This window comes from Sporomusa sp. KB1 (genome assembly GCF_007830295.1).
Lineage (GTDB): Bacteria > Bacillota > Negativicutes > Sporomusales > Sporomusaceae > Sporomusa.
The window spans coordinates 2,096,566-2,110,792 of record NZ_VLKC01000002.1 but is presented as its reverse complement, the minus strand read 5'-3'; the positions used below and the strand labels follow the sequence as shown (position 1 = coordinate 2,110,792).

12 protein-coding genes are annotated in these 14,227 nt (G+C 38.5%); 3 read left to right on the top strand and 9 right to left on the bottom strand.

Annotation, left to right across the window (positions count from 1 at the left end; translation table 11 throughout):
- Positions 1–28 precede the first annotated feature (28 nt).
- The gene (locus SALPA_RS13405; RefSeq protein ID WP_145088854.1) at positions 29–1,222 is read left to right on the top strand and encodes an IS256 family transposase; all 1,194 of its coding nucleotides are present in this window, start codon (positions 29–31) and stop codon (positions 1,220–1,222) included.
- 157 nt (positions 1,223–1,379) lie between these two features.
- Here the strand turns inward: SALPA_RS13405 and SALPA_RS13400 are convergent, their stop codons facing one another.
- From SALPA_RS13400 to SALPA_RS13390, 3 genes are all read right to left on the bottom strand, one after another.
- Positions 1,380–1,514 carry a hypothetical protein gene (locus SALPA_RS13400; protein ID WP_255451196.1) on the bottom strand — a complete coding sequence of 45 codons (135 nt, stop codon included), beginning with the start codon at positions 1,512–1,514 and terminating at the stop codon, positions 1,380–1,382.
- Between the two features lie 154 nt (positions 1,515–1,668).
- Complete coding sequence (locus tag SALPA_RS13395) at positions 1,669–6,228, bottom strand: hypothetical protein (RefSeq protein WP_145094803.1); 4,560 nt, start codon at positions 6,226–6,228, stop codon at positions 1,669–1,671.
- Positions 6,229–6,778: 550 nt separating this feature from the next.
- Positions 6,779–7,162: a MerR family transcriptional regulator gene (locus SALPA_RS13390; RefSeq protein ID WP_145094800.1), complete on the bottom strand. Its 384-nt coding sequence runs from the start codon at positions 7,160–7,162 to the stop codon at positions 6,779–6,781.
- Between the two features lie 236 nt (positions 7,163–7,398).
- On the opposite strand from SALPA_RS13390, the gene SALPA_RS13385 reads away from it, so the two are divergent.
- Positions 7,399–8,091: an SDR family NAD(P)-dependent oxidoreductase gene (locus tag SALPA_RS13385; protein ID WP_145094797.1), complete on the top strand. Its 693-nt coding sequence runs from the start codon at positions 7,399–7,401 to the stop codon at positions 8,089–8,091.
- A 259-nt stretch (positions 8,092–8,350) separates the two neighbouring features.
- Here SALPA_RS13385 and SALPA_RS13380 read toward each other — a convergent pair whose 3' ends face one another.
- The 4 genes from SALPA_RS13380 to SALPA_RS13365 all read right to left on the bottom strand — a co-directional run bounded on the left by SALPA_RS13380 (position 8,351) and on the right by SALPA_RS13365 (position 11,344).
- Positions 8,351–8,551 carry a small, acid-soluble spore protein, alpha/beta type gene (locus SALPA_RS13380; protein ID WP_145094794.1) on the bottom strand — a complete coding sequence of 67 codons (201 nt, stop codon included), beginning with the start codon at positions 8,549–8,551 and terminating at the stop codon, positions 8,351–8,353.
- Positions 8,552–8,699: 148 nt separating this feature from the next.
- Positions 8,700–9,575: an SAM-dependent methyltransferase gene (locus SALPA_RS13375; protein ID WP_145094791.1), complete on the bottom strand. Its 876-nt coding sequence runs from the start codon at positions 9,573–9,575 to the stop codon at positions 8,700–8,702.
- A 171-nt stretch (positions 9,576–9,746) separates the two neighbouring features.
- The gene (locus SALPA_RS13370) at positions 9,747–10,364 is read right to left on the bottom strand and encodes a TetR/AcrR family transcriptional regulator (protein ID WP_145094788.1); all 618 of its coding nucleotides are present in this window, start codon (positions 10,362–10,364) and stop codon (positions 9,747–9,749) included.
- An 89-nt stretch (positions 10,365–10,453) separates the two neighbouring features.
- Positions 10,454–11,344: a LysR family transcriptional regulator gene (locus tag SALPA_RS13365; RefSeq protein WP_145094785.1), complete on the bottom strand. Its 891-nt coding sequence runs from the start codon at positions 11,342–11,344 to the stop codon at positions 10,454–10,456.
- A gap of 142 nt (positions 11,345–11,486) precedes the next feature.
- On the opposite strand from SALPA_RS13365, the gene SALPA_RS13360 reads away from it, so the two are divergent.
- On the top strand, positions 11,487–12,434 hold the full coding sequence (locus SALPA_RS13360) for a DMT family transporter (protein ID WP_145094783.1): 948 nt from the start codon (positions 11,487–11,489) through the stop codon (positions 12,432–12,434).
- On the opposite strand, the gene SALPA_RS13355 is transcribed toward SALPA_RS13360, so the two are convergent.
- Both SALPA_RS13355 and SALPA_RS13350 read right to left on the bottom strand, forming a co-directional pair.
- On the bottom strand, positions 12,399–12,566 hold the full coding sequence (locus tag SALPA_RS13355; RefSeq protein WP_222427984.1) for a solute carrier family 23 protein: 168 nt from the start codon (positions 12,564–12,566) through the stop codon (positions 12,399–12,401). The two genes, SALPA_RS13360 and SALPA_RS13355, sit on opposite strands and share 36 nt — an antisense overlap.
- Positions 12,567–12,710: 144 nt before the next feature.
- Positions 12,711–14,096 (bottom strand): hypothetical protein, encoded by a 1,386-nt coding sequence (locus SALPA_RS13350; RefSeq protein ID WP_145094776.1) that lies wholly within the window; start codon positions 14,094–14,096, stop codon positions 12,711–12,713.
- Positions 14,097–14,227 lie beyond the last annotated feature (131 nt).

The window sequence follows — 14,227 nt, the reverse complement described above, 5'->3', positions numbered from 1 at the left end:
ACCATTTACCGAAAGGGGAAGAGCAAACATGTCCAAAGAAATTATACAGTTGAATGAAGAAATCATCAAGGTAGAACTGAAGGAACTGGTGCGTAGCAGCGTGGAGGAAACGCTCAATAACTTGCTGGATCAGGAAGCCAAAGACCTAACCCAGGCGGCCCGATATGAGCGTACTGAAACCCGTCAAGGTTACCGCTCCGGTCACTACGACAGGCGGTTGACTACTACCTCCGGCGATGTCACGCTGAAAGTTCCCAAGCTCAAGGGCATTCCTTTTGAAACCGCCATTATCGAACGCTATCGCCGGCGGGAAAGTTCCGTAGAAGAAGCGCTCATCGAAATGTATCTAGCTGGCGTATCCGTCCGGCGAGTGGAAGACATCACCGAGGCTCTGTGGGGCAGCAAGGTATCGCCGTCCACCATCAGTGAGTTGAATAAGAAGGCCTATGTCCACATTGAAGAGTGGCGCAGTCGGCCGCTGCAAAGTGGTAAGTATCCCTATGTTTACGTCGACGGCATTTACTTACGCCGCAACTGGGGCGGTGAATATGAGAATGTGAGCGTATTGGTGGCGATTGCCGTCAACGAAGACGGCTACCGTGAAGTGCTGGGAGCGGCCGAAGGCATGAAAGAAGACAAAGTCAGTTGGCTGGAATTCTTCAAATGGCTGAAAAGCCGCGGTTTAACAGGCGTCCAACTGATCATTGGTGATAAATGCCAAGGGATGCTGGCAGCGGCAAATGAGGTCTTCCCCCAGGCCAAATACCAGCGCTGCACTGTTCACTTTTACCGCAATGTCTTTTCAGTTGTTCCCCGCTCCAAGGTCAAAACGGTTGCGAAAATGCTCAAAGCGATTCATGCGCAGGAAAGCAAGTCCGCTGCCCGGGAAAAGGCGGCACAGGTAGCAAAAAGCTTGCGCGACATGAAACTCAAAGAAGCGGCGGCCAAAATCGAGGAAAGCATCGAGGAAACGCTTGCTTATGCCGACTTTCCCGGCGAGCACTGGACAAGAATCCGGACTAACAATGTGATTGAGAGACTCAACCGGGAGATCAGGCGGCGAACCAGGGTCGTGGGTGCTTTCCCGGATGGGCAGTCCGCTCTGATGCTGGTCTGCGCCCGCCTTCGCCACGTTGCTGGAACCCAGTGGGGCAGTAAAAAGTATATGAATATGAAACATCTAGAAAATACCGACCCTGAGTCGGATTTTAGTGATGACTGATTTTACTACCTAGGACTGCAAACCTTTTTGCGAAACTTTCTTGACACTACCCTGGGCGGCACACCCTAACGAGGAAGAAGCGGGGCAACCCTATCGCATCAGTAAGACCTGTTACAAAACACAACCCGAAGCCATCAAATAGCTTCGGGTTTGTAGCTTATTTTGCATTCTGATGCACCAGTCCGTTTTCCCTAGCTTCTTTAGCCATCGCCTCTTTGCCGCGCTTAATCGCTTCTCTGACCGTCGACCCAACTTCACCTGTCGTAACATCGCTCCAATGAGATGTTCGCATATAACCTTTTTGATTTTTTCTTTGCTACATAACCGATGTGCATTGAGGATACAAAAACAATGTCGCATCAATCTGATGATATCCCCTTGGCGGCGATAATAGCTTTATAATCAAATAAATTGTTTTGAAACATCTATTTTATCTGCAGATAGTATCACCTTTCCATTAATTTTTGACTCAACTGTCTAATAGGTCCAATTTGTTTTTCAAACATCAGATCCCATACATCGAGACATTCATTAGCAATATCTTTCATTTCAGGTAGTGTTGATTCAGAAGTCTCATCATATAATCCTATTACCAACTTGGAAATTTCATCTTCAATTCCCCACCCACCTGTGTCGTCTTTACTTCTATTCTTTATTAGATGATGACTCATTGATATTATAATATCTTTGTAATCAACTACTGATTTCGATTCTTCTTCAAGATAATGTACAAATGCATGCACCGCTCTGCGACTTAAGTCTGAATTCATTATTTCAATTAAAAAATCCTTATCTCTTTCTAAATCAATAAGATTATCATAGAATAGTCTTGAAATTGGCATCTCCAAATCTAATGTACTTATTTTAAATTTGCGTATAATATCTTGTGCCAATAAATTGAATTCATCTTTATTGAAATAAATAATGGTCATATGGAGAACTGCTTCTGATTGCATTTTGCTCATTGCATTCACGTTATCCATTACATCAGCAAATTCATTTTCACGAATAAACATTTCCGCTAGACAATGCGCTCCCATTTGAATTAGATTCTCATCTTCAGACTCGTAACATTTTTTAATAATTTTTAAGACACGTTCACGATATTTCGGATATAACAAAAAAAGCATATTTTTCGTATCATGGAATCCTGCAAGCCTGTAATCTTGTTCATACAGATTTAAAATTATTTCTGATGCCCATTCTCGTTCAATGTTATACGAAGGCCATAATGCGAATAAACTCGCCAATTTTACCGCCGGGTTTTCATCCAATGCCAATTTTTCAATTGTATTTTTAAACTGGTTGAACAAAGAGCTGTCTTTCCATAAAAGCTGTGCTATTGCTTGGGCCGCCTCGCCTCTTACGCAATTTAACGCATTGCTTTGTAACATATTATAACTATGCATTTCTATATCTTTATTATTGGTTACATTTGGTTTGCCAATCTCCGGATTTTTATGGTTAATCGCAACATCCTTGAGAATTTCCAATACTCTCTGCGACCATTTCTCACTACTTCTTTTTTCAATAATTGCGCAAATGTAATTCGCTCTATAGGAAATATGATCATATGGATAGCTCAAAATCATCGCTTCTAGTAATTCTACCGGCACATTATCCAAAGCTTTACTGTATGCAACTCCGCTAAATAAAGAATCAATATATGCATCCAAAATTTCTTCCTTATGTGAAAGAACTAGATTTATCATTCTCTCCGGTTCTTCAGAAACAGCATTACTAAAGCTTCCTGCGAACTCTTCAATAGAGCTTTCAATAAATCCCCCTGGAACTTCTTTCCAACGGGAGTGAGTTTTATATTTAAGTTTCGTGTTTGTTAAAATTCCCAGCCATTGTTTGTTACTTAGTTTTTTCCCAGCAATAGGCGAGCTTACCCATCCACCATGTCCATCTGAATGGTTATATAAAGTTGTCCCTTTAGGGAATTTGCGTTTTAAAACGCGCATCAGATCTTTGGCCTGGTCGCTCAGTCGATTATCGGTAAGAACTTCGAGAAGTTCTTTCTGCAACTCACCCCAGAAACTCCAATATACTTTATAGCCATTTTTTTCTCTATTGTAATTAATTCTGCGCTGATATATATCTTTAGCTCGTGGTGATAGATAGCTTATAATTGTCTTTTCTAATGTAATAAAAACCTCCTCACTACAGTATTTCGAATGCTTACCCAATATTTGTTTGATAAGAAGTAATTCATCGTTGCCACTTGTCTTATCAAATATGTTGTTATCGAAGTCACTGCATAAATAATTAATAACTACATCACTATATTGCTCTGGTAACCGATATAATCCATCCAATATAATTTCATTAAATAAATCAAATCCTGCGCCCATGAATTCTTTATAGCGCTCCCAAAAAGCTTCTGGTTTTGAGGCAATTATTGCTGCATTTGCTTTCTTTATAATTTGAATACAAGCCCTTTCAAGACCTCCTTTATGAAAATATCTTCCAGACCAATTACTGAAGGATAGCCTTTCGTTGCTTTCCGTTGGAATGTAGGGTAGTAATAAATTAACAACCTCTACCCCATTTTTAATGAGAATTTCAGAGTCTTCATCTAAAAATTCTTCTTCATATCTATAAATGCTTTTCCCATTACTTTTAAATTTATTTTCCAATAAAAATACCAAAAATCGTATTGTTCTTATTTCACAATTTTTGAGCATCGACTTGAAATCAAGATATACATCCGCCATTTGCGGATAACTGCTATAAATTTTCATTCGCAATTCAAATAATTCATCTGTATCTTGATTTAGATCATGCAAAAAACATCTTGCGACTTTTTTATCATCTTCTGGCGAGTGAAATGCATACTTTTCAATAAATGCAATATCTTGGGTTTCATAATTTGGACTTAAACTTATTAATAAATTAAAAACAAGATCCTTTTTTTGTGGGTCGCTAAACCATTTATCCAAAATACCATGTTGTCTAAGTAACCTAATATATTTAGGCCTTGAAAATATGACGTTATTAATAATATGATTTCCGTATGTTTTGTCTTCACAGTTATTAAGCACAAAATTTTGTATATTTACATCCAAAATATCTACCTGATTTAATACTTCTAGGAAAACGAATTTGACAAAATATCTAATTTGCTTAGCCTCAAACATTTTTTGACCAGCTTCAATAAAGTCTTGACTATCGAACTCAGATAAATTTTGCATGAACATTTGCACTTGATATCTTTTTCCTGGGGTTTGTTTTTCTTTTCTTCCAATAATATCTACAATGTCTCCCCCGGCATAATACCTCTTAAGCATTTTATCAGCCAGAAAGCAGTCCAATATAGACTGATGAGCAAAAGACACTTTATTATCTTGAATTACTAAGAAAGCACTTGATGATAAAAAATCCAAGCATGATTTATTCACATTTAATACGCTTAATGGAATAAATATTCTACCTAATTTCTCCAATAATGCTATTATTTCTTCCCTAGCCTGATTTAGATTGGCTTCACTCAGTCCAAATGCAAAACATTTTGCAGACAACTGATCCCACCATTTCGAGACCAAATGACTTGCCGTAGAACATTCAGCATACTCCTTGCTCGGATCTAACTGTTGCCAAATATATAAATTGCTTGGGATTCTTAGTATTTCTTTTAATTTACTTGTTAACTGATCATAACGCTTCCCAACAATATTCTTAACTATTATTTCGTCCAAATCATTGACCTGAACTTTATTCCATTGAATAAATCCCTCTTTTTTATCAGCTCTTTTAAATAATGATTTAATATTATTGTCATTTTCTAGGTCATAGGTGCGACATACGAAAACTACAGATATCTTATAATTTCGTTCGAGATTCAACTTCTCCACTTGATTTATAATCTGGGCGCATACTAATAAAGCATCTCGTGAATGTGCCTGCGTCCACCGTAAAGCATCTAACTGATCCAAAATAATGACTGCTTTTTCATTTTTAGAAAGGCAGTGAATACAATGAGCTATAGATGCAGGCAATTCTAAGCCCTCTTTGCCCCATTTTTCCGCAGTCCCATTCGGAATCCGTTTATCTAATTTAACTGCCAAATATGGTATGATATTTTCTTGGCAATAATTAATAATGTCTACTGTACAACCACTTTTTCCTCTTCCAGCTTTTCCGTGTATTATTAGAGAATCCCCTGAATTTATTACTTCTCTGCATACAGAAAATTCTTTTCTCGTAATCAGCCCATTATTTAACGGAATAAACGCCATTTTATATTCTTGATTCAATTCCTCTAATCTAGGCCTAATACGTTCATCGGTGGCAAGATCTTTAAACTTTATATTATTTTCTTTTAAAAACGTATACAGAACAGACTGATTAATTGTTTTCCCTAAAATATTTCCGTCCACTATCCAGGCAATGAATATATCATATATTTTTCCTTCATTACCTACTAATAAATAACTAATTTTGGATAGAATTAATTCTCTTAATTCTGCATCCGGGACTTGACGATAGGCTATCCGATTTAAATAAGAAATACATTTAATTAAATCCAACTCTTGCTCTGGATCAATATCCATCGCTTTACAGAAATTTCTAAAGAAATTCACAAATTCTTTGCCCGCATTGAGTATTTGGCTATCATAAAAATCTTTAGGATTATTACCGGTATTTTTGGCTCTTTCAATCAAATCCTCTAAAAATGTAAACGTCAAAGGTGAAACCAAGGCAACCGTATTCGACTTATCTCTATCCAATTGAAGCTTCCATTTCGCGAAGATTCCCTTGGCATTAGCAGTTCCATAATCCCAATACTCTTGGCTTCCGTTTCTCCCTTTGCATTGTTGGCCTTCTCTGCTGCCATTTTTCTGCCCAATCCAGACGTCAACTCCTTTTTCATCGTCGCCTGGAGCTTCCAGAATAACATAATCTACTTTCTCTTCCAAAACCTTCAGCATCTGGTATATTACCCATCTTACTTCGAACCTATTTCCACGTTTATCGGCTCTACCCCCTGATTCATGTGGCATAACCAAACCCTCCATGATTTCATTGCACTAAATTTAATACAAAAGATCTTGCTTTTAATAGTTTATCTACGATCATTTTTGTCAAACGGCTTATTTTCCTTCTAAATTTCGTAATTGTCGTATTGATTACCCCTATTGCTTTCTAACTGACGAATAGCCAATTTATTCAACAACTGAAGATGTTCTGGCTTGGGTATCTTATCTCTTCGACAAAGTCTCTTTTGTAATTCCTTTTTTCTAATCTTACAATATTTTTTTATTTTTTGATTGAAAACCGGCATATCAGAAAATGCGCTTGAAATGTCAAGTGCGAGAAGAAGCTGTCCCAGGAAAGCGTTGGGATGGTTCTATTGCTCCAACAAATCTACTTGCGGAAAGGAGACATGGGACGGTGGTGCGTCTCCATTGCTCCACCGCCCCCTATCTCTTCTCCGGGACGGGATTGATGACAATGCTCATGTCAGTAACTCCGCCCTATACGTACGTATAAAAAATCTCTTATTATTTGTCAAGAAAAACCGTCGCCAAAGCGGTTTTTCTTGTTTGGAAATCATGTATTTATATCGTCCGAAATGACTTGATTTATGATTTCACGATAGCGTTTCGCCTTTCCTTCCATAAATTCAACTCTTCTCGTTGCCTCCTCCAACTGTTCCCGTGCAATCTCCTTGTATTTTAAAATAATTTCATAACGGAGAAGAATTGAAGAATCTCCTTCTAGGTATAGATCAACAAAGTGTTTGATGTCCTTTATTGACATACCGCAATCCTTAAGATACTTCACCCTTATCAGCCAATTAAGAGACTCTTCGTCAAAAAGGCGATTATTATATTTGTCGCGGTGTATGTTTGGTACCAATCCCTTGTCAGTATAAAATCTGATGGTATGCTCTGTGAGATTTATTTTCTTAGCTACTTCTTTGACTGTGTACATTTCTCTAACTCCCTTTTGTGAAAAAACACTTGACTTCGTGTTACTCGAATGCGCTAAAGTGAACATATCACAAAAAGGAGGCGAAGTAAAGTGTCTTACTACCCTCGAATTGGGGTACCTTTATCTTATTCACTGGGTGGAGGGGAAACTTTCGAGAGTCCTAGAAGGCTCTCGAAATTATATTGGAATAGCCTTCATAAAAATTTAAGTGAAAGAAATAGTGGAGGGAGTAAAGTATGTCAAAGCAAAAATCAGCCCTAATCATTGGCGCATCACGAGGACTAGGTTTAGCGATTGTTCGAGAACTTTTGGAGCGCGGATGGAAGGTGACAGGAACAGTTCGTGACCAGAAAAGGACCCAGTTACACGCTCTCGCTGAGCAATATCAGGAACACCTTGAAATCGAACATGTCGATATTACGGAAACAAACCAAATTGCAGTTCTCAAAAACCGACTGAGCAGTAGAAGTTTTGATCTTCTTTTTGTAAATGCGGGCATTACTAACGATCGATATGAAACAATTGGCGAAGTCCCGACGGAGAAATTTGTACACGTGATGGTCATAAACTCGCTTTCCACTATGCGAGTTGTAGAGCAGTTTACGGAAAATGTTCGGTTAGGCGGTACAGTTGGTGTCATGTCGTCTGGACAGGGCAGTGTCGCAGACAACGAGAAAGGGGAGTTTGAAGTCTATCGGGCAAGTAAAGCGGCACTCAATACGCTGATGAGAAGTTTTGCGGCACGTCGAGGGAAGGATCATGCATTATTACTTCTTGCTCCAGGTTGGGTAAAAACAGATATGGGTGGACCAAATGCTAAATTCACGATTGAAGAAATAATACATGACATCGTTGACACGATCCTTGCCCAAGAAGGGAGACGAGGGTTGCAATATCTTGACCGTTTTGGCAAGACAGTCAGGTGGTAACTCATGAATTTTTTAACACATTTTTGCGCACTAATATTTAACTGAACGAAGGAGAAAAAAGATTGCGGAACGTAAAGAAATAATGAAATTAGCCTATGCATTTAGCATAGGCTTTAAGATGAGCTTTACATTTCAAGCATCTGAATAGGTATACAAAGACCATCCCGCAGATGGGTAGTTGCTGCCTTTTAATTATTTTACAAAATTTAGAAAAGATGACCCGAAGCTCTAGTGAGAACTTCGGGTCATCTTTTTTTATTTATTCTGCATTCTGATGTGCTACACCATTCGCTTTAGCTTCTTCCGCCATTGCCTGCTCGCCACGCTTTATGGCTTCTCTAACCATGGAACCGACTTCACCGGTAGTTACATCCGACCAATCATGGTCTTCGACCTTCTCGCCAAAACCAAGATCATGAGCTAATTTATACTTTGTTTCTTCCGACATAACCTTTCCCATATACAGCCACCTCCATCAATGATTTTAGAAGCCTTTGTATACTATGTGCCGTTATATCAAAAACTATTCATTTATTAAAAATGTTATATAGTAATTTTACACCAACGAGCACTACCAATTTGCTGCACACCCTAAGGGTTCTTATCTTCTACTTCTTTATTGCTTTTACGATTTTAAAATTTTGAGCAGCCAACTCAAAGCCCTCTTTATTAAAATATATATTTGCCAACTGATTAGAAGTCAGTTCCTGGATCAAATCAAATTTATAATTGACTAAAAAATCTTGTATGGACCCATCAATCATAAACCCTGGCCTCTCGCCTGCCTTGATAAGGGCTTGATATTGTTTTTTTGTTTTACTGTCAGCACAAAATTGTTCTTCTTTACCGGCAGACCCAATTGCATAATCAAAAATAAGCAAACTGTTTTTCTCAGAATAGGCGCTCATAAGATTAAAGATGCTATCAATAGCCTCGTGATTTAAATAATATGTTAAGCCCTCTAATAGGAAAAGGCATCTACGGTTTTTCTGGAATCCGGCTTCTTCTAATTTTTCAAGTATACATTCTTTCGTAAAATCAAGCGAAACAAACGTCACATTTGCGGGAATTTCGATCTTCTTTTCCATAACTATTTTTAACTTGGCCTGCTGGGTTGCCGGAGCATCAAGCTCAAACACGTTAGCATTTCTTAACTCATTTTTGAACCGAATGGTACGGGAATCAAAGCCAGCCCCAAATATCAGCACCTGCTCAATATTTTCATCAAAGTTCTTAACTATCTCGTCAATAAATTTGGTCCGTGAAATTACATACTCGTATATACCTGGAACTTTAAAGAGAGATTTCTTTAAAATAGTCCGCAAAAAATTATATTTAAGCATCATAGTAAGAAATAATGGCAGAAATAATGAGGCGATATAATCATCACTTTTATAGCATGGATCTTGTTCATAATAAGAAGTTGCCCGCATAAGGCAAGTTCCTTGCCCAGTTTTAGATACTTTTATATCACGGTTACTCATGATTGCCTCCTAATAAAAGTTTTACATCAACGACCGTTCGTTAGGTAAATATTATCCTAAGTTAAAATGAAAGTCAACAACTAAATTACTATGCATGACAAAAAAACATATAACATATTCTATGTTTTTTTGTAAAAAAAAAGACGCCGGTAACTTCCGGAGCCCTACCTGCTATTTGCCTTCTATCCCCTGCCAGTAATTATGCCAGACCTTATCAATTTTATCTAATTTTTGCTCATCTGTCAGTTCATGCATAAATACATTCATGAGAGAATAGAGTCCCTGCCTTAAACTATAATAAGAAAGCAGAATTTCTTCCGGTGAGTCTTTTCGGATCAATCCTTGCTTGATACCATCCTGAATAATTTCCATGTATCGCTCCCCAAGCTTCATTTCACGGTTCAGTGCCCGCATTAGCAATCTGTCTTTAAGGTCAACCGGAGGAAAAAACATGGCACGAATCCAAAAAGCCTGCACTACCGGCGCTTCTTGTTGAGAAGGACTCTGCGAACTCATTAGATACTGTTTAAACAGATAATGAAGTCTTGCCGGAGGTAACATATTTTTTGAATCGTCCAAAACCTGTTCCATATAATTATGGTATTGGTGCTCAAGCTCTTCGTAAATTTCCCAAAAGAGTGCTTCTTTACTTGTAATAAATGCATACAGAGATGATTTCTTAATTCCAACTGCGGATGCAATTTTTTCCATGCTTGTTGCTTCATAGCCATTGTTGGCAAATAAAATAAGCGCATTTTTTTTAATTTTTAACTTAGTTTGACCACTCATGCTTTTCCTCCATAACGACCAGTTGTTAGGTAAATTTTATTTCACGTGATATGGAATGTCAATGTCTATCGACCTATATACATATGCCCTCACTCAGATCCCAAAATTTCTTTTGTTACACTCAGAAAAGCCCTAAGTACTGGTGATAACCATTTATCTTTATGATAGCCTAACTGAATAACTGTGTTAAATTCTTCTCCTATCCAATGCAAATCCACCAACTGGCCAGATTCTAATTCTTTTTCTACCGCAACTCGTGGCAAAAAAGTAATACCAAGTCCACTTATAGCGCACTGTTTCATAGCCTCTATACTGCCAATTTCCAAAACCGTTTCAAGATATACATTGGCAGCAGACAGTATGTTTTCTAAAATAATACGATAACTACAGCCAGGCTCAGCTAAAATTACCATTTCATCTCTTAAATCAATTGGCTCAAGCCCGCCTTTTTGAATTAAAGGATGCCCTCTTTTGGAAACAGCTATTATGGGTTCCGCGATTAAAGTAAAAGTAATTAAGTTTGGATGAACCGTTTCTCGCTGAAAAAAAAGCGCTACATCAATTGAATTATTCTTGAGCCAAAAAAGGAAGTCATCATAGGAACCGATTTTCAATACCATTTTCACCAGCGGATAACGTTTGCCATATTCCTGCAGTACCATCGGCAGGCGAGTAGCACATAAGGACTCTGGTGCTCCAATGGTAATGCTACCTTTTAGGGTTGTTGAACTAGAGACAGCTTCCTTAGCTTCATCGGCAAGGAATAAAATTTGCTTCACATAGGTGAAAAAACATTGTCCTTGATCTGTCAGCACAACACGTTTACCTAAACGATCAAATAATTTGGTACCTAATTCCTGTTCCAAAAGCTGAATCTGGGTAGTAATACTTGACTGTGCATACCCCAATAGCTTAGCCGCCCGTGAAAAATTAGCAGTATTAGCTACTGTCAAAAAGGCCTGTAATTGTCTAAATTCCATTTCCGCTTCCATCCTTATCAAAAAAACAGATTATCTCTATCTAAATTATCAATTTTACAGATAATATATATATATGATACCATCTTTTTGTGGCAAGAATACACAAAACTTTTCACAATAAGGATAGAGCGGAGGAATTATTATGTTAAAAAATAAAGATATGGCGATTTACTTTTCTCTGATCTGCGTGACTTTTTTATGGGGAACGTCATTTGCCGCCTCTAAAATCGCCTTACATGAACTTAGTCCATTAAATTTAGCAGGATTTCGTTTTATAGCCGCCGCAATCATATTTGGTTCAATTTTGGCAGTGAAAAAATCACACATTTATCAAGAAGATATACCACAGCTTGCTATAATGGGTTTTCTCGCGATAACGTCTTATTTTTATATTCAGTATACTGGACTTCTTTATACAACTTCTATTAATGCTTCTTTATTATTAGCGACAAGCCCAGTCTGGACAACGATAGCAGGTATCTTCATTGGCCAAGAAAAAGCTAACCACAAAGCCATTGGCGGAATATTGCTCGCCTTTTTAGGAGTTACAATCGTTATAAGCAGAGGAAAACTGTTTTCATTATTTATGTCTGAAACACTACTAGGCGACATGTTAATGCTCCTTAATGCTATCGTTTGGGCAATCTTTACTTTATACGGGAAAAAGATCATGAGCAAATATTCTCCTTTTTCAGCAGTTGCCTATATGAATATTTTCGGAGCACTTATGCTTTTGCCTATTATTCTGATCCCCAATCCCCTAAATCCAACATCCGCAATTGAACAACTCTCAAGTATCACACTGCCAACAATTGCTGCAGTAGTATATTTGGCGGCACTATGCTCCGTCTACGCCTACTATACATGGTACCGCGGAATTGAAAAAATAGGTGTCGTTCGAACTGCGTCCTTCTATTATATAAGCCCGTTGTTTGCTTTATTAGCCGGCATATGGCTGTTAAACGAAACTATTACAGGCTTCCTATTACTTGGAGGAATTACGGTTATAATTGGCGTGTATCTAACTAACACTTCTAAGTTCAATACAACTAACTCAAAAGCGGCTGAGGGCTCCGGTTGCGATGGATAACCCCATACTGCTAGAACTGGTTGTTTGCCCCATTGTTCCACATAAGCCGCTAATCATTGTCCCGAGGCCTTCAGCCAGTAAACCGCCGCCGATTGTATTCATGTCCGGTCTGATCCAATTAGCATCATTCACCTTTTGAAAGCCGTTATATTACCCACCGTTTTTATGCTGGAGCAAAATGCCACAAGTAAAAACCGTACTAGCAAATCTACGTTCAAAGACCACCCAATATGGTTAATACCGGGGAAAGCTAAAGAAGATGACAAATCAATCCGTTTATCTATACCCTCCCAGTAAATATTGATAGAAAGGATTATCCACCCAAACTGTTTTTTGGGCAACTTGCATATCAGGCCTAATAGCCAGTAATCCTGATAGTACAGCAACCGACTTTTCCTCCAAAGAAAATGTATGAATTTCGTAATGACCGTCAGTAATAATATGATCTGTAACTGTTTGATAACCGCTAATGGGTGTTACTGATGTATACAGAGGCTGCCACCATGCGTCATAAAGTAAGCCCGGCTGATTTTCACGGTCTTTCTTGGCGTACTTAAAAATAATGGTTTGAAAAGCCTGTTTCTGTTCGAGCGTCTGAAATTCAAAAGAGATATCGTATTCTTTAGCATAAGCAACGTAAATGCCGTTAGCAAACTCTGTCACTGTAAAATCAGGCGTAATGCTTGGTTTTCCCCATTCTTTCAAATAGATGTAGGCTGAAGTTTTTGGTTCGAACTGTACTTTGGCATTTAATCCTTCACTCTTTAATAGCGCAATCAGCTGCAATGCATGCTTAATACTGCTATGACCATAGCGGATAGTACGACACTCATCAAACCGGTGTGCATTATCCTTATCTCGAAGGTTGTAACCATTTATCAGACCTTGCGTCACACCCCGGTCTACAACTTCCAGCAACTTCTCATCCTTAATCAACTTTGCATTTTTCCAGGTCGTATACACTTTGCCGTATATATCCTCATCTGTGATATACCCAAGATAGTTTGCCGGTAAATATTCGCCGTGAAAAGCTAATACCTTAGTTAACAGCACAGCAGCTAGCTCTGGTGTAACCGCTTCATTTAGATGGATATTTTTGTAACAAGACTGTGGCAGCAACTCGCTATCAATCGCAACTGCTAACTCGTTCAGCAAAGATGGTTGCAGCTTACTGCCCGACAACCCCAGTTTGCTAATCGCCACATCAGTCTTATGGCGGTTATAAGTTGCAGCAACTTCTTTTAAGCCAGCTGCCCGTACGGCCAAAGCCACTGCATTAATACCAGTCAGACGACTATCCGCATCCAGTTTGCTCTCTGTCAGTACACCGTCATTATACAAAGCATTCGCCGCTTTGAAATACTTTGAGTTTGGCGCAATGCCATCAATCCGGCCGGACTGCTCAGTATAGTCTAAATTCAACACTTTTGCCAATGCAGAAATAAACTCGCCGTTATTAATCACACTCCCAAAGCAAATGGAGTATTTTTCTTCTAAGAACTGTACTTCCGGACCACGGTACCTATTCCCTGTCTGCCCAGCCGCTTGATCCGGTATCGTTATCATCCAAGCTACTAACACCGTAACGATTAAAAACCAGGTAATCCTTTTATTCTCAAACTTACTTGTCATCGGCAAATCCATTCCTTCCGCAAGAAACAATAGAATCGTCCTGCTGGTTGACCTAAATTACTATTCCATTCCTTACAAATAGAGAGAATTCCTGCCAAATCCACACACGTGACAGAAATTCTCTCTATTTTTCGCCATTACCAATGGTACGGTTGCTATTT